Source organism: Neobacillus sp. K501 (assembly GCF_053749995.1).
The window spans coordinates 314,333-330,618 of sequence record NZ_JBSLYA010000005.1 but is presented as its reverse complement, the minus strand read 5'-3'; the positions used below and the strand labels follow the sequence as shown (position 1 = coordinate 330,618).

Sequence of the window (16,286 nt, the reverse complement as noted above, 5' to 3'; positions counted from 1 at the left end):
CTAACCAAGAGGTGCAAGCACCTCAAGATTCGCTCGACTTGCATGTATTAGGCACGCCGCCAGCGTTCGTCCTGAGCCAGGATCAAACTCTCCAAGAAAGTTGATATAGCTCATAAAGTTACGTTGGTTTAGTTTCTATAGTAGAAACTAAAATATTATTGTTTGTTGACGTTTTTGTTTGTTTAGTTTTCAAAGAACAAGTTTACTAGTGTTTCAAAGTGACAAGAAATATCTTATCACATCCCTTTTAATTGAGTCAACACTTTTTTTAGTTGTGAACTCATCCGCGAAGGGAACTTTTATATATTAACACCATTACCTGTACCTTACATCAGGAAATTCATTCCAATTCTTTTCTAATGAACTCGAATGACTTCTCTCATATCCTCATCATGGCGAATTCTCGTATGCTTTGACTCAATACGTTGAAATTCATCTACCCCTGTTTCTTCTATTGAATTAACCTTCCACCAATTCCTAAATTCCAAAAGAAAATCATCAAACATGCTAAAACCTCCTGTATGTAACTTCCAATTACTTATCTTCAATCGTCTCCGCATATTATTTACAAAAAGCCACATTTTTAAAAGCAGTTCTTTTACATTATTTCTTAGTGCATTGTCTAACAAATAACAATATTTCCGGATGGAATCGCGTTGCTTAATTCACATACATTAAAAAAAGTGCACTGGGTGCACTTTTTTTCTTATTCTTCCTCAATGATAAATTTTGCAATTGTTTTTTGGATTCCATCATCGGAATAAAGAAAGGAAACGGTGCTGCCTTCTTTTATCGTCGTGATTTGTTGGATGGCTTCCTCTGACAACTGAAAGGCTGTCGTTTCACCATCGACGACTATTTCGATAGAGTGAGGATCCATTCTACCAACATATTCTCCGCTGCCTTTCGTATACTTAGACTCTTTGACGATTAAATCCTTTACAACTTTCGCTTGCTCCTCTTTTGCTGTTAAAAAAACTTCCATTTTATATTGGCCGTTGGTCAAGTCCGAAATCGTAAATCCATTTTCAAGCTCTTGGTCTTTTTCTAAGACGACTTCCTGAATGGCTTGTGTGGATGACACCTCATCGGAGAATTGCTTCACCTTGTTTCCTTGTTGATCATATATAATGAAATCGGCTTTTAAACCACTTGAAAAAGTAAGCTTTTGAGATTCTTCGGAAACATTTTTTACTTTATAATTGACAATTACAGCATTATTTTCTTCCTTCATTTCAATAAACGTTTGGAATTTTTCTTCTTCCTGTTTCGGAGTTTCCTCTTTCACTTCCTCTTCAGAACCTCCTTTTGAATTTGCTTCCGTTCCACAACCTGTTAATAGTCCAAAAACGAATAAGGTACTGATGATAAACATCCATCTTTTATTAATCATAGTGAGAATCTCCTTTTTCTAATTGCTTTAATCTAATAGTCGAAGTTTATGAGCGAGAAGTTACAGCATAGACTAGATAAAGTTTTGAAAAAATGGATTCCCTTTGTGGATTAAATCTTGGATGTTGCTCTCCATTTATCTAGCTGAGCCATTCCTCTTTGCGATTGCAGCTGTTCTTTGGCAATGGCTATTCCTTCTTCTATCGTGGAAGTAACACCAAATAGAAAGTAGCGAATTCCAGTGTTAAATATAACCTGTTTGTAATAATATTCTAGTTCCTCTGACCTCTCGCCGCTCAATAGTGCAAAAATCAGATCTGTCTGTTCTTTTAACGTAAGTTTTTCTTTTCTTTCTTCTGCCAGCATGCCATAGTCTTCAGGTTTAACAATGAAGGAATCGGTTTCCCCGTTTGATAATCTATAAATAAAACTGTTGCGGTGGACAGGGAGATCCTCTGATCCTTCTACACCTTGTACAATATAAACTTCTTTATAGGACAATCTTGAGAAAATAGGTGCGATTTTATTAATGGCGGTTCTATGAAAAGCACCTAGCAAAATCGAATTCGCATTACCTATATTTAGAAGTTTCTCTACTGTATTTAATAAAGTTCGTACACCAATCTCCTCACGAAGCCCACGTAATTTTGCTAACGGCGGACAAAATGCATCTGTCCAGGCAAATCCAAGTTGATTCGATTCTATTGATTCAGAAAGTGCGTCACTGTCTAGATTTGTGTTCACCCCAAGGTCGTGAATCATTTCCTTTAATGAAGTACCATATTTCGGGGGAAGTGAATCACTGCTATGAAGAATTACGGGAATTCCGAATTCTGAAAGTAAAATAGCGCATGGAATTGTGGTTGCAAATAGATTTCTTCCGGTATAAGGTCCCGCAAAATCGATTAATTTTTTGTTCGTTTCCGGCGTTGTATGTATTCTTTCACAGCTCTCCTGAAAAGCATGAACAAATGCTAATAGCTCATCCGAGGATTCAGTTTTTAATCGCTGAGCAATGAAAAAGGCCGCAATTTGTGCATCAGATGCTTCTCCCCTAATAATCGTTCCAGCAGCTTCTAATGTTTCTTCATAAGTTAAATCTCGAGAACCCCGTTTTCCCCTTGCTACTTCCTTAATCCACTGCTGCATTCTAATTAGCCTCCCCAGTTTAGTAAGTATAATGTAAATTATTATACTTTTCGTGATCTGATGCAAAGTAAATGTTGCTTCAAACCTCATATATTCCTTTTTTTATTTTACTTCCTCTAATCGCTAAATAGAGAAACATACTTTGCTCAAATGAATTTATATTAATATGAAGAATCTCATTAATTTGGTTCAAGCGATATAATAAGGTATTACGATGAATATACAGCTTACGAGCTGCTTTACTCATGTTTAGTCCTTCCCCACAATAGGCAAGAAAAGTCTCGACTAGCACCTTCCCATTGGGATGATTAAGCAAATCGCCTATGTTATCCACAATGGATTCCATAAAGGATGGATTAATTTCTTCAATCATACAATTCACTAAAACATCCCAGTCATAAAAGGAATAAACCGTATTCCTCATCGAAAATGCTTTATCAACATTTAGTAGTTTTAACGCTTGTTGATAGGAACGACTTATCCCTTCTGCCCCTTTATAACAGTTCCCCAACGCCAAAATTGCCCTACAATTAAATTGATGTTTATGTAAGAATTGATTAATCACGTCTATTGCCTCTTTACTTTTTTCAATCATTTTTTCTTGCCCATTATCTTTTATTTCCTTTAACACTAGCCACTGCTTGATATTGATGGAGGTTACAATATCACCTGGTTGTTCATTAAATTGCTTACAAATTAAATGAAAAAGTTCATATTGCAAGATATTCATCAAACGTTTGTTGGTTTTTGATTCCATGACTTGGTGAGGAATATGAATAAGCAGACATATTCTTGGAATATCAACATTAAAACCGAGCATTTCACAATAACTATTCAATTCTTCCTTATTTCCAGAATCTCGTTGATGGAGCAAATAATGAATAAAGTTCTCGGTTATTTTTAATTGCAACGATAAGGATTCCGCCTTCATTGTTTCCTTGAGCAACATTTCAACATGATTACGGACTAAATACACATATTTAATAATATCTTTTGGGTCTCCTATGATACCCAATACACCAATAGGCTGCTTCTGATAGAAAATAGGTGTTGCCACTCCCGGTAGGACATTTTTTCTCCCTTTTACCCTTTCCACTGAATACTCCATGGCCTTCCCAGCTTTAAAAACTTCTCTTGTCGCCTCATGATAGGTACCAATCCTTTTGCTATCCGTACATCCAATAATTATTCCTCGTTCATCTGTTATACTCATGGGTGCCTCTAAAACGGTAGAAGTTTGTTCAACAATGGATTGTGCAATTTGCTCAAAAAATCTCAACCGCGTCACCTCTAGTTTTCCTATTATTTTTTTCCATATTTATCAATGATTTCAAGTTGATTATATCAGAATTTTGTGTAAATTATACATTTTCTCTCGTTTGTTTTTGCAGTATAAATATAATAGTTAGAATTATCAAATAAATGCAAATTATGGAGGTTGCCTATGCAGAAGGCTGATATTATCATTGTCGGAGGTGGAGTGATGGGTTCTAGCACTGCTTACTCACTTCGAAAAAATGGGTATACAGGTAGAATCATTGTATTTGAGAAAGATCCAATTTATGAGTTTTCCTCCACTTCCCGGAGTGCAGGTGGGATTCGGCAACTATACACAACGGCCATTAACATCCAAATTAGCCGCTACAGCTTGCAAGTTTACAAAAACTTCCCGAAGAGGATGGAAATTGATGGTGAACCTTTTGAAATCAATTTTCGTCAACGAGGCTATTTATTTTTAGGCACCGCCCATATGTTGCCTGCACTACAAAAACAAGTTACTCTCCAAAATCAATTCGGCGTTCCATCCGTAGTATTATCGGCCAATGAATTACTCAACATCATTCCAGAATTGTATATCGACGACTTAGCCGGAGGTCTTTACTGCTATGAGGATGGTTATCTAGACCCTTACTCCGTCATGCAAGGATATCGCAAAAACGCCCAACGGATGGGAGTTGAGTACATTTCCGAAGAAGTTGACACGATTTTAACCGAACAAAATCAGGTAACTGGAATTCGCTTAGTCAATGGTGCAGAGTACAAATCTCCAATTGCCATAAATTGCGCTGGTGCTTGGGGAGTTTACTTAAGCGATAAAATGGGTATCCCACTTCCCGTTCACCCATTAAAACGGCAAATCTTCCAATTCGATACCACTCAGCCGCTCCAGAAGGAAATGCCGCTGACAGTCGATCCTACTGGTGTTTACTTCCGTCATGAAGGTGATAAGATTCTAACTGGTTTCTCAGAAGATGTAGAGCCTGGAATTGATTTTTCTGTAAAACGTTCCCTCTTCTACGATGAGATGTGGCCAATTTTAGCCAGTCGTGTAAAAAACTTTGAGCAAGTAAAAGTGACATCAGCCTGGGCGGGATTATACAGCTTTAATACAGTTGACCATAATGCAATTATCGGAAACCACCCAACGATGAAGGGTTACTATATGGCATTAGGCTTCAGCGGACATGGAATGCAGCAAGCACCTGGAGTAGGTCAAGGATTAGCCGAGTTAATTCATAATGGGAAATATGAAACCATTGATTTCACTCCGCTACGATTTGAAAGATTTGCAGAGAATGATCTTGTTTTGGAGGATGCCATTGTATAAGGAGGACTTTACCCGATGCTAATCCTGAATGAAAATGATATTTACCAATCTGTTACTATGAGCGAGCTTATCCAGGCAATTGAAGAAGCCTATCTTCTCTATGAAAACAATGATTTTAACATGCCTGTAAGAAATCAAATTCCTGATAAGGAAAATACCCTCCTTCTTATGCCCTGTGTAGCGAAAGGTTCCACAGGGACGAAAATTGTAAGCGTTTTCCCGAATAATCATGAATATCCTGTAACCCAGGGTGTTGTGGTACTTAACGATCGTGCTAATGGGACAACAAAGGCGATCCTAAATGGCACTGTCTTAACGGGTCTAAAAACGGGTGCGGTCGGTGGTGCGGCGATCAAATATTTATCTCCCCCTCATGCACAAACTATAGGGTTAATCGGAACCGGTTTTCAAGGCCTCTATCAGTTATTGGCTGCCTGTGCTGTCCGAGATATTAAACAGATTTACCTATATAATCGAACTTCAACTAAGTTATTATCATTTGTTCAATCTCTCAAACTGCATCTGAACAAAGAAGTAGAAGTTCAGATAGTAGAAAATTCCCTAAAGTTAGTGGAGAGGTCCGAGATCATCATAACCGCTACTACATCACATACACCGGTTCTGCCTGAAAGTGAATCTATTTATCATGGGAAGCTAATTGTTGGTATTGGATCCTATCAACCGCAAATGCGAGAGTTCTCACAAGCGGTATATAGGAATCTAGATAAATTATATATTGACACCCTAGACGCCATCGAGGAAACAGGAGATATTATTGATCCAATCGAGAATCAATGGATCGACAAAACACAAGTCGTCTCTTTTTCTAAAGTGATTTCAAAGAAGGTCCATCCGGATTTAACAGAAGTCCGCCCTATCGTATTTAAATCAACTGGAATGGCTCTGTTTGATCTCGTTGTTGCCGATGCTATTTATCAAAAAGCCGTACAGCTAAAGATTGGACAGTCTGTTAATTTCTAAAAGGGAGTTGGTTACATTGAATACGATCATTATGGTTGAATTTATTCTTTATTGTATCCTCATGCTGGTCATCGGCTATTTATTTAGCAGAAAGGACATGGGCCATTCGGATTTCCTCCTAGGGGGTAAAAAGATTCCGGGCTGGGTCTTAGCATTTTCAGAAAGGGCTACCGGTGAATCTGCATGGCTGCTCTTAGGATACACCGGATTTGTGTTTGCAACTGGCTTGTCAGGAATTTGGGTAGCAGTAGGAATTTCGTTAGGAATTGTTTTTTCTTGGCTGTTTTTAGCCAAAAGGTTTATGATCGATGCAGAAAAATATAAAGTTATGACTCTTCCAGGTTATTTAGCAAAAAGATTCCCAACACATGGAAAAATCATCGTGTGGATGTCAACGATTCTTATTTTTAGTTTTATGATGTTCTATTTTGGAGCACAAATTGCTGGTGCTGGAAAAACCCTTCTAACCGTATTCAATATTAATACAACGATTGGAATGCTTTTAAGTATTGTGATTGTCATTATCTTATCTTATGCTGGCGGTTTTATTAGCGTTGTATGGACCGACATGATTCAAAGCATCATGATGCTGGCGACCCTTGTCGTCCTTCCGATTGTTGCCCTTTTCCAGATTAGTGCCAACGATTTATCCATTAGCCAAGCATTAATCTCATCAGGGCCGGAAATTAACTCATGGACAGGCGGCGCTATTGGATTTGCTTTAGGACTTTTATTATTTAATAATTTTGCCTGGTTCTTCGGATTTCTTGGAGGTCAACCACAATTAAGTGCCCGCTTTATGGCCTTGAAAAATAAAAAAGAGGCTACTACAGGCAGTGTTGTGGCCATCCTTTGGACTTTGCTTGCCTATGCCGGTGCATTCATGATTGGGATTACCGCTTTAACGCTTTATCAGGATCGTAGTTTTGCCGATGTTGAAACGATTTTACCATTTATGGTCCTAGACCTTCTGCCGCCTTGGATTGCTGGTCTTTTACTAGCGGGTATTTTAGCCGCGATTATCTCTACTGCAGATTCACAGCTCCTTGTTATCACAAGTTCTGTTAGTGAAGACATAGTACGAAATGCAATGGGTAAAAACTTATCAGAAAAGCAGCTGGTTAAAATATCGAGAATAACCATCATTGCAGCGGGATTAGTTGGTTTACTCATCGCCTTAACCTCAAAATCACTGGTTTATTTAGTCGTCAGCTGGGCATGGGCCGGTGTGGGCTGTACCTTATCACCTGCGATCATCCTAACTTTCATATGGAAACGGTACTCTGGTGCCGGTGTTATTGCCACTATCATTTCAGGCTTTCTCAGCACCGTTATTTGGATTTCAACACCCCTTGAGGCGATCATCAGCTCTCGTTTTACAACTTTCTTTATAGCAGCTATTTTTGGAATCGTTTTCAGTCTCCTCTACCCAGAAAAGCAAAATATGCATAAACAGGCAAAACACTCAGATGAGATAACAGCGTAGCGTTTGATAAAAAAACAAAAGTGTTCTCTTTCAACAAAGAACACTTTTGTTTTTCCTCTATTATATAATTGGCAGCTTATGCTTTTGTGCAACATCAACAGTAAGATATTTATGAACTCTTCTGCTGACGGTTAAGCCATTTTCAATCGCTCCATCAATAAATCCTGCCCAGCCATTCGCATACGTTGTTCCACCTAGGAAGACTGCATTTTCAGGGGTATTCCATTCCTGATGATAGGTAGTTAACTGATTCGGCTTCAGCATTGGCCATGTCTCTCTCGAGAATTCATCATTTACCCAATCATGACCAGTGCTTTCAACCACTTCTATGTCTGGTAACCAATGCTTTAAGGCAAGTTCTACAGCGAATCTATCCTTCGGATCAAGAATTACTGCACTTGGCCCGAATCCGACAACAATACTATCATCACCGACATAACGGTCCAAATGAACCGAATTTAATGGATAATTTCCTGGTGCCAAAGCATCAAATGGAGCTAACTTCCCTTTCACCTGTGCCCACACTTTCACACCTTTGGAGGTTTGACCTTCTCTTGAAGATGCCTGTTTCTCATGAGACAGGGCAGGGCTAAACTCAATATCTTGTAGAGTAGTTAATGGCACCGTTACGATAACAGTCTGTCCTTTATAATAGGTTCCATCTGCTGTAATAACTTCCACTGAATCTTTCGTGTGGACGATTTTTTTTACAATCGTGGACAGTTTAACCTCAGCATCTGCATCTGCGGCAATGGCTTCGATCAGTGCTGAAGTTCCATCTTTTAAACGGTAGGAGGAAACCATGGCACTATGTGTTTCCCAGTTTCCTTGTGAAAATGCCCACCAGCGAAGAATTTGGGTCGCTGCGCCTGCTTCAGGTGCCCCGCAGAAATCGGATGCAACCCAGCCATGAATGATATCATACTCCTCTTTTGTTATATCGAACTCTTTAATAAATTGATCTGCTGTCATTCCATCTAACTCTCGAAACTTATCTGAAGTCATTGGCTGGAAAGGCTGGGGCAGATACTTATTACCCTGTTTTAATAATTTTTCAATCGCATTTCTGAGTTGATCTTTAAATTCGGCTACAGGAGTACAATAGGATTTTCCATCGGCAATCCAATACACTTTTTCCGTACTTGGTCCTGTTGTTAGCTCCATTCCATAACGGGTGATTTCCGTCCATACATGCGGCTGATGCCAATGCACATACGTGCCTCCCATTTCTAACCGGGAGTTCAATCGATCGTCCACCCATGTCCGCCCGCCAATTCGGTCACGAGCTTCTAAAACTAGTACTTTATGCCCTAGCATCCGAAGTTCCCTTGCAGCGGTAAAACCGGAGAAGCCTCCCCCAACAACAATCACATCATATAAATTGGAATCAACCATCTTTTCTGACCTCCTAAACCTTTCTAGATTTCTTCCGTTTCAATTCGAGTTGCGGGCGTATCAATGGGAAGCTCGATATTTTTCCGTTTAAACATTAGGTAGTAATATAAATAACAGGCACCAATAAAACCAAATCCCCAATACAGAGAGGTACGCTGTGTTTCGTCGTAGAAAGTAAAGGCAAAGATAAATAAACACATGACAATACAAAGAATCGGAACCAATGGGTATAACTTAACTCTGTATTTTAAATCTTCGACTTTGCCGCCATTTTTAATATATTGCCTGCGGAATCCGATTTGGGCAACGGCGATCGCAAGCCATGTCAACGTTCCACCAATACCACTAATCGATAACAAAACAACAAACAAGGTGTCTTCTGCGACAAAACTAGTAAGCAAAGAAAGTAACGCGAATCCTAGTGTTAGTAATAAAGCATAGGAAGGGACGCCGCTTTTATTTAATTTGGAAAAAATCTTTGGAGCCATCCCACTTTCTGCAAGGGAATACATGACCCGTGTACAGGCGAATAATCCCGTATTCCCAACCGAAAGGATAGCAGTGAGAATAACAAAGTTCATGATGTCAGCAGCGTATGGGATTCCTACCATATCAAAAACAGTCACAAATGGACTTTCTAGCACCCCCGCCTCTTGGTATGGAACAATAGCAGATAATACAAAAATAGCTAAAACATAGAATAATAAAATTCTAAACACGATTGTCCGAATCGCCTTCGGAATATTTTTCTCCGGTTCTTCTGTTTCTCCAGCTGCCACACCCATAATTTCAGATCCTTGGAAGGCAAAAACAACGGTCATCATCGAAATAAAGACTCCTACCATTCCAGCTGGAAATAATCCATCGCCGATGAAATTAGATAGATATGGCGTTGGTTCACTTTTTAAATCAATCATACCAAAAATAGCAGCGCCACCAATGACGATAAAGAGAATAACGGCAAGTACTTTAATTCCGGCAAACCAATACTCTGTTTCCGCAAACACCTTCGTTGTCAATGAATTGATAGAAAATAGTAAAATAACGAAAAATGCACACCAAATCCAAGTTGGGGTATCCGGAAACCATCTTTTCATTAGAAGCCCTGCTGCAATAAATTCAAGTCCTACATACATGGCCCAACTTAACCAATAGACCCAGCCAACCACAAATCCTGTTGCCGGACCAATAAATTTTGTCGCGTGAGCTTGGAACGAGCCGGAAACAGGCATGACAACCGATAATTCTCCCAAGCAAACCATAGCCAAATACATAAGCAGCCCGCCGACCAAATAGGCCAAGATCGCACCTAATGGACCCGCTTCACCGATGGCGTAACCAGAACCTAAAAATAGACCAGTCCCAATGACTCCCCCTAAGGAAATCATAAATAAATGCCTGCTTTTCATCTCCCGCTTTAACCGTGGTTGTTTTTCTTGACTAACTGCCATTATAATTTCACCTATCTTCCATTAATAGTTTCAATAATTCGGAAGCGCTTACACAATGGTGATAATGAAAAGAGATAGTTAACTATCTCTTAAAAAGCTGTAGTTGTTTTTGATTTTGGCATCGGCAGTACCGTTTCTAAATCATTTTGTAGCAATAACTGAAAATGATGGACTAAATTTTCTGTAAGTGAGAATCTCCCCTGTGTATAGGCACCAGTCTCCAGTCCCTTTTGAACAACCTCACAAATATCAAGATCCTCTTTTCTAACTAAATCGTCCATGGCTAATAGCTCTTCCTCTTCCGCAGTCATTTCATCGTTCATAAAAAAAGTAGTATAAACATACTTCGTGGTTCTATGATCAATTGGAATTGATTGATGAATCGAAAGATTAGCAGGACCTGGATCAAATGAGAACCAAGTATTTGGATAAAGCCAGTAGTAGCGGCCCCCTTGACCTAAACCGAAATCGCTTGACTTCCCTTTAAGCGGGGTACCCTGGTAGGAATAGTAATCATACATCGCCATCTCATATTTCTTCATATCAAGCTTAGAAACAAGCGTTTTATGAACAATCGAGCAATGGTCACATTCAAGATAATTATCAATCCCTATCTTCCAGTTTGATTGACAGATCGTTTCCTTCACACGTACTCTTTTTAATTGACTAAGGTCATATTTTGCCACATGCTGAAATAAGTCAGGAAATTGTGTAGCCATCGAAGGGGCCCCAGGATCTAAATTCACAAATACAAAAGATTCTACCACTTCGAGCTGGATGTTTTTCAAACAAAAGTCTTGATGATCAAAATTTTCACAGCCGCCCATATTAGGTGCTCTCAGAAGTGAACCGTCTGTTCGAAATGTCCATGCATGATAAGGACAAGTAAAAACCGATTTATTGCCCTCACCTTCAACAAGCTTTGCAGCACGATGGGTGCAGACATTATAAAAAGCCCGTAATTCTCCATCATTTCCATAACTGATGATAATCGGACGATCGGCTACTTCTGTTGTAATGTAATCTCCTGGTTTTTTAAACTGACTCAAGTGTCCAACATATTGCCATGTCTTGCTAAAAACCTCTCTTTTCTCTACTTCTAGTACTTCAGGCTTTGTATACATCCAAGCTGGCAAGGTGTGTGCTTCACTAAGCTTCTCACTAACACGTACTTCTCCTTTATTCAATTGCATAACCTCCCCTACTTATTAAAATTCGCATTAACCACATTACTATAGTGATAATAAAATTATTGTAAATTAGAAATATTCTGAAAGATATGTACATTTTGAACGAAAATAGGTGGAAAGTTTTATATGTTTTTGTTTTCTTTCACCAAAAAAAAACTGCAGTAACCATGATGGTTCTACAGGTTCATCTCCTATCTATTCCTCTACTACCATTGCTAAAAATCGCTTCGTTCTCTCTTCCTTGGGGTGATTAAATATTTCTTCTGGAGATCCTTCCTCTACAACCACACCCCCATCCATGAAAATAACCCGGTCCGCTACATCCTTTGCAAATTTCATTTCATGGGTAACAACGACCATCGTCATTCCTTCTTGGGCTAGATTCTTCATTACTTGAAGAACTTCTCTAACAAGTTCTGGATCCAAAGCGGAAGTTGGTTCATCGTAAAGCATAACCGAGGGGTGCATGGAGAGTGCTCGGGCAATCGCCACCCTTTGCTGCTGTCCCCCTGAAAGCTGTGAAGGGTAGTGGTTCTGCCGGTCACCAAGACCGACTTTTTCCAGCAGAGTTTTGGCAATTTCTCTCGCCTCTTCTTTGGTTGCACCCTTCACAACAATCGGACCCTCCATAACATTTTCAATGGCTGTTTTATGGGGAAAAAGATTAAATTGTTGAAAAACAAAGCCCGTACTCTTACGTAATTCTCTAATTTCACTTTTTCGTTTCCGATCTAGTTTTTCACCAGCTTTTAATGTTTGTTTTCCTATTCTAATCATTCCATCTGTTGGTTCTTCTAAAAAGGTTAAACAACGCAACAGCGTTGACTTTCCGGAGCCACTAGGTCCCATCAGTACTACCACTTCACTCTTATTAACAGAGAGATCAATCCCATGGAGGACTTCATTATCTCCAAACCTCTTTTTAAGGTTTTGCAGTTGAATAATACTCATATCTATCCCCCTTTTGAAATTTAATAACGAATCCTACAGTGCAATATGCTGAGATGTTCGTTTTTCAAGTTTGTCTAATAAGGCAGAGAATACGGCAATAAGTATCCAGTAAAGTGCAGCAGCTATTAAATAGATCGTTAACGGTTCAAAAGTCTTAGCGATGAGCAGGGAAGACATCTGGAGTAATTCTGTGACGGTGATTACCGATATAAGAGACGTATCTTTAATTAATACAATAAATGTATTTGATAAGGTTGGGATCGCAATCCGAAGACTTTGCGGCAAGATTACTCTTCTTAAGGCTTGACTATAAGTCATCCCCAATGAAACTGCTGCTTCCATTTGACCCTTATCGATGGAAAGAATGGCTGCACGAAAAGATTCGGATAAATAGGCTCCTGCATTTAAACTTAATGCGAGGATTCCAGAGGGGATTGGATCCATCTCAATATTAATCTGAGGTAACCCATAATAAATGACGAACACTTGTACAAGCAATGGAGTTCCCCGAAAGATCGATACATAGAATGCAGCCAATTTAGCTAAAATTTTTATGGTGGATATTCTTGCTAATGCTGTGAAAAATCCAAGAATTAGCGCGATAATTATGGAGACAACTGCTAAAAAAATAGTCATTAAAGTTGCGTTTAGTAAAGATGGTAAGGAATCTATTATGATTGTAAAATCCATGAACTTTCCTCCAGTCTAGCAAACTACAAAACAAAGCTATTACGGTACTAATACTTCTTCATTAAAGGTAATTTCAATACCTAAATCTCTCAATTCCTCTAAAAATGAACTAAATCGATCACCGAATATGATATTTTCAATCGGTACAATCCCTACTTCTTTAATTTTCCCCATTGCGATCCAATTCGCAGCTAAAAGAGCAGGGAGTGCTGTCGTTTTCGCCATCGATGTAATATCTCGATCATGATCATATAAATCAACCATTTCCCATGTGTATTTCGTTTCTATGCCTGCTTTAATGCCGCTGACTTCAACGCGTAAAACGGTAATGTCTTCCTTGGAATTCCCTTTCATTTTTGGGGCTAATACTTTTTCTGAGAAGGCTCGAGGACTTATCTGGTGTCCATCAATCTCAATGGGCTGATCATCCAAATAGCCTAGTTGGCTTAGGATATTCATCCTCTCCCAATGCCCTTCATATCTCACAGTTTTCTCATAAACTCTCTTTACTTTATCCTTTAGGGTAAATGCTGTGCTGTGAGCATCTGTGATAACAGCTTCGCAATCTCCCACAGGTTCAGGAAAGGTTAGCTTTTCTAAACCTGAAAAAGGTGGATATTTAACTAATTCTCCATTTTCAGCTGCTAAAGCTGGTTTTGTATAAAGCCCTAACACGCTTTCTAGTCGAAAAACGACCTGATACCATAGTGGGGGAAGTGGAAATCTTGGGATTCCTCCGCAGATCATCACGGCTTCATCCGCCTCATCAAGCATATGAATACCTTGTGCCGCTAAAAAGTTTGTGATTCCAGGAGCGACGCCACACCCAGGTATGATCACGACACCAGCCTTTTGGGCTTCCTCATTAAGGTTTACTTTTTCTTCAAACTTAGAACCTACCAAGTCCACTAGATGACATTTAGCAGAAATCGCTGCTTTAATAGCAGTAAAACTTAATGAGTGTGGTAAACAAGCAACCGCAACGTCAGCACCTTGTAAAACTCTTTGGATGTCTTCTTCCGTTTGTAATGTTGCACATTCGCCGATCACTTTGAAGTTATTGGCTATTTTTAAACACTTATCAACACTTTTTTGATTAACATCAACGGCAATGACGGAATCGATATTCTGAAATTTTGCTAATTCAGTTACAACTGTAGTGCCAATCATTCCTGTTCCTAACACGACTACCCGCATTTTATCAGTACCTCCCTAGTAAACTCTAAAATTCGATTATTCAACTTCTAAAGGCTCTGTTCCAAACCATTTTTTATAAATTTCGCTATAAGTTCCATCCTCTCTTATTTCAGCTAATATGCCATTCACCTTTTTAACAAAATCTTCGTTATCCTTTTTTACGGCCATACCAATTTCATCTTTGTTTAAAATATCGCTTGTAATCTTGATTGGCAGATCTTTCTCCTGAATATTAAAGCTCATGAGTAATTGGTCATTGATAATAACATCTAAGCGATTATTCATTAGATCTGTTATATAATCATTTACTGCTTTATATAACTTAACATTTGCCCCATCTACGCTATTTGCAACTTCCTCAAAAGTTGTCCCTCCGCCTACTCCAACATTTTTCCCTTTGATATCCTCCAGTACCTTGATATCATTGGTATCTTTTCTTGTAACCAATACGGAACCCGTTACAACATAGGGATCAGTAAAATCTACACTCTTTTTTCGCTCTTCGGTTACCGTCATTTGACCGATGATAATATCAAATTTATCGGATTTTAAACCGCCAAGCAGACTATCCCATTTTGTTGCAACAAACTCTGCCTTTACTCCAAGGCGTTTTGCAATTTCATTCGAAATGTCTACATCAAACCCATCATATTTCTCGTTATCATTTAAATAATTGAAAGGTGGATATGTACCTTCAAAGCCAACCTTTAATACTTTTGATTCTTCAACACGATCTAGGACACTATTCTTTCCGTTGCCACTTGCTTCTTCTTTTCCACCACAACCAGCTAAAACTCCAATTATGAATAAACAAATGATCGACAATAGCCACCTTTTCCTCATCATTGAATCCCCCTTATTAACTAATAAAATCTGTTAGCGCTTACAAAATTTACGAATTTCCTCCTTTCTGATTAACTACACAAAATTGTTGTTCGAAATTGTAGAACTAAATTGTAGTACAATTTAGTTTAGTGTATACTGATTGTGAGTTAGTTGTCAATATTTTTAGAATATTAAAAATAATGATTTTGGTATAATGTAAACAACTATTTTGATAAAATATAGTGGGTGAAATTTTATGGAAAAACAATCAATGGAAATTCATGTATACAATCATATTAAAGTAGCGATTCTCTCTCGTAAGCTAGCACCTGGGAAACAATTAGTAGAAAATAGCATTTCTTCTACTCTTGGGGTTAGCCGTACTCCGATTCGAAATGCTATAAAAAAATTATCCCTTGAAGGGTTAGTCGATATATTCCCGAATAGAGGTGCTTTTGTAACCAATCCTAGTAAAGAAGAGATTATCCAAGCTTATGAATTACGAGCAAACTTAGAATATTTAGCAGCCAGTATCGCAATGGATTTTATGAATGATGATGATTTTCTTAAAATCAAGAAGATTATTGAAGAAGAGAAACTGGGACTTACCAATACTAAAAACTCAGAAGAATATGTCATGCTTAATAAAGCCTTTCATATTGCGATTACCCAAAAATGTCATAATAAATTTTTAAATGAGTTTATTGAAAAACTGATTAATCAAACAAATATTTACCTGATTCTTTATGATGAATATTTTGAAAATCCTCAGCAGGAACCGTTTAGTCCCGATGAACATACGTATATTGTTACGTTAATGGAAAATAAGGACAAGGACGGATTAAAGGTTGCTTTAGAGAATCATTTCCAACATTCGATTAAGAGTTTAGATATTCGCAATAGCGGGTACAAAGAATTGGATGAAATTTTTTAGAGTTACATCAATAAAAAAATAGCTCCCTCTACGTTAC

Annotated in this window: 15 protein-coding genes and 1 rRNA gene; 4 read left to right on the top strand and 12 right to left on the bottom strand. The window is 38.4% G+C overall.

Annotated features, from left to right (window positions below; all coding sequences use genetic code 11):
* The 5 genes from ACWM35_RS14440 to ACWM35_RS14420 form a co-directional block, all read right to left on the bottom strand.
* Positions 1–98 (bottom strand): 16S ribosomal RNA (locus ACWM35_RS14440); the annotation flags it as partial.
* 258 nt (positions 99–356) lie between these two features.
* The gene (locus tag ACWM35_RS14435) at positions 357–506 is read right to left on the bottom strand and encodes a hypothetical protein (RefSeq protein WP_454819477.1); all 150 of its coding nucleotides are present in this window, start codon (positions 504–506) and stop codon (positions 357–359) included.
* 200 nt (positions 507–706) lie between these two features.
* Complete coding sequence (locus ACWM35_RS14430) at positions 707–1,393, bottom strand: BsuPI-related putative proteinase inhibitor (protein ID WP_454819476.1); 687 nt, start codon at positions 1,391–1,393, stop codon at positions 707–709.
* Between the two features lie 110 nt (positions 1,394–1,503).
* On the bottom strand, positions 1,504–2,541 hold the full coding sequence (locus ACWM35_RS14425; protein ID WP_454819475.1) for an anthranilate phosphoribosyltransferase: 1,038 nt from the start codon (positions 2,539–2,541) through the stop codon (positions 1,504–1,506).
* A gap of 79 nt (positions 2,542–2,620) precedes the next feature.
* Positions 2,621–3,820 carry a CdaR family transcriptional regulator gene (locus ACWM35_RS14420; protein WP_454819474.1) on the bottom strand — a complete coding sequence of 400 codons (1,200 nt, stop codon included), beginning with the start codon at positions 3,818–3,820 and terminating at the stop codon, positions 2,621–2,623.
* Between the two features lie 165 nt (positions 3,821–3,985).
* Between ACWM35_RS14420 and ACWM35_RS14415 the strand changes: the two genes are divergently transcribed.
* The 3 genes from ACWM35_RS14415 to ACWM35_RS14405 are packed head-to-tail and all read left to right on the top strand — an operon-like array spanning position 3,986 to position 7,616.
* Positions 3,986–5,149, top strand: a complete 1,164-nt coding sequence (locus ACWM35_RS14415; protein WP_454819473.1) for an NAD(P)/FAD-dependent oxidoreductase — start codon at positions 3,986–3,988, stop codon at positions 5,147–5,149.
* 15 nt (positions 5,150–5,164) lie between these two features.
* Positions 5,165–6,130, top strand: coding sequence for an ornithine cyclodeaminase family protein (locus tag ACWM35_RS14410; protein ID WP_454819472.1), 966 nt, complete (start codon positions 5,165–5,167; stop codon positions 6,128–6,130).
* Between the two features lie 16 nt (positions 6,131–6,146).
* Positions 6,147–7,616 (top strand): sodium/proline symporter, encoded by a 1,470-nt coding sequence (locus tag ACWM35_RS14405; RefSeq protein WP_454819471.1) that lies wholly within the window; start codon positions 6,147–6,149, stop codon positions 7,614–7,616.
* Between the two features lie 60 nt (positions 7,617–7,676).
* On the opposite strand, the gene ACWM35_RS14400 is transcribed toward ACWM35_RS14405, so the two are convergent.
* From ACWM35_RS14400 to ACWM35_RS14370, 7 genes are all read right to left on the bottom strand, one after another.
* Entirely contained in the window at positions 7,677–9,011 is a 1,335-nt protein-coding gene (locus ACWM35_RS14400) for a flavin monoamine oxidase family protein (RefSeq protein ID WP_454819470.1), read from the bottom strand.
* Positions 9,012–9,034: 23 nt separating this feature from the next.
* Positions 9,035–10,462 carry an amino acid permease gene (locus ACWM35_RS14395; RefSeq protein WP_454819469.1) on the bottom strand — a complete coding sequence of 476 codons (1,428 nt, stop codon included), beginning with the start codon at positions 10,460–10,462 and terminating at the stop codon, positions 9,035–9,037.
* A gap of 89 nt (positions 10,463–10,551) precedes the next feature.
* Positions 10,552–11,655 carry an aromatic ring-hydroxylating oxygenase subunit alpha gene (locus tag ACWM35_RS14390; protein ID WP_454819468.1) on the bottom strand — a complete coding sequence of 368 codons (1,104 nt, stop codon included), beginning with the start codon at positions 11,653–11,655 and terminating at the stop codon, positions 10,552–10,554.
* A gap of 192 nt (positions 11,656–11,847) precedes the next feature.
* The gene (locus tag ACWM35_RS14385; protein WP_454819467.1) at positions 11,848–12,603 is read right to left on the bottom strand and encodes an amino acid ABC transporter ATP-binding protein; all 756 of its coding nucleotides are present in this window, start codon (positions 12,601–12,603) and stop codon (positions 11,848–11,850) included.
* Between the two features lie 33 nt (positions 12,604–12,636).
* Entirely contained in the window at positions 12,637–13,293 is a 657-nt protein-coding gene (locus ACWM35_RS14380; RefSeq protein ID WP_454819466.1) for an amino acid ABC transporter permease, read from the bottom strand.
* 39 nt (positions 13,294–13,332) lie between these two features.
* The gene (locus ACWM35_RS14375; RefSeq protein WP_454819465.1) at positions 13,333–14,490 is read right to left on the bottom strand and encodes a saccharopine dehydrogenase family protein; all 1,158 of its coding nucleotides are present in this window, start codon (positions 14,488–14,490) and stop codon (positions 13,333–13,335) included.
* A gap of 36 nt (positions 14,491–14,526) precedes the next feature.
* Positions 14,527–15,333 (bottom strand): transporter substrate-binding domain-containing protein, encoded by an 807-nt coding sequence (locus ACWM35_RS14370; RefSeq protein ID WP_454819464.1) that lies wholly within the window; start codon positions 15,331–15,333, stop codon positions 14,527–14,529.
* Between the two features lie 238 nt (positions 15,334–15,571).
* Here ACWM35_RS14370 and ACWM35_RS14365 point away from each other — a divergent pair, with 238 nt between their 5' ends.
* Positions 15,572–16,249, top strand: a complete 678-nt coding sequence (locus ACWM35_RS14365) for a GntR family transcriptional regulator (protein ID WP_454819463.1) — start codon at positions 15,572–15,574, stop codon at positions 16,247–16,249.
* Positions 16,250–16,286 lie beyond the last annotated feature (37 nt).

Coding starts and splice junctions, on each gene's coding strand:
- ACWM35_RS14435 (WP_454819477.1), bottom strand. CDS start 506: ATGTTTGATGATTTTCTTTTGGAATTTAGGAATTGGTGGAAGGTTAAT.
- ACWM35_RS14430 (WP_454819476.1), bottom strand. CDS start 1,393: ATGATTAATAAAAGATGGATGTTTATCATCAGTACCTTATTCGTTTTT.
- ACWM35_RS14425 (WP_454819475.1), bottom strand. CDS start 2,541: ATGCAGCAGTGGATTAAGGAAGTAGCAAGGGGAAAACGGGGTTCTCGA.
- ACWM35_RS14415 (WP_454819473.1), top strand. CDS start 3,986: ATGCAGAAGGCTGATATTATCATTGTCGGAGGTGGAGTGATGGGTTCT.
- ACWM35_RS14410 (WP_454819472.1), top strand. CDS start 5,165: ATGCTAATCCTGAATGAAAATGATATTTACCAATCTGTTACTATGAGC.
- ACWM35_RS14400 (WP_454819470.1), bottom strand. CDS start 9,011: ATGGTTGATTCCAATTTATATGATGTGATTGTTGTTGGGGGAGGCTTC.
- ACWM35_RS14395 (WP_454819469.1), bottom strand. CDS start 10,462: ATGGCAGTTAGTCAAGAAAAACAACCACGGTTAAAGCGGGAGATGAAA.
- ACWM35_RS14390 (WP_454819468.1), bottom strand. CDS start 11,655: ATGCAATTGAATAAAGGAGAAGTACGTGTTAGTGAGAAGCTTAGTGAA.
- ACWM35_RS14385 (WP_454819467.1), bottom strand. CDS start 12,603: ATGAGTATTATTCAACTGCAAAACCTTAAAAAGAGGTTTGGAGATAAT.
- ACWM35_RS14380 (WP_454819466.1), bottom strand. CDS start 13,293: ATGGATTTTACAATCATAATAGATTCCTTACCATCTTTACTAAACGCA.
- ACWM35_RS14375 (WP_454819465.1), bottom strand. CDS start 14,490: ATGCGGGTAGTCGTGTTAGGAACAGGAATGATTGGCACTACAGTTGTA.
- ACWM35_RS14370 (WP_454819464.1), bottom strand. CDS start 15,333: ATGAGGAAAAGGTGGCTATTGTCGATCATTTGTTTATTCATAATTGGA.
- ACWM35_RS14365 (WP_454819463.1), top strand. CDS start 15,572: ATGGAAAAACAATCAATGGAAATTCATGTATACAATCATATTAAAGTA.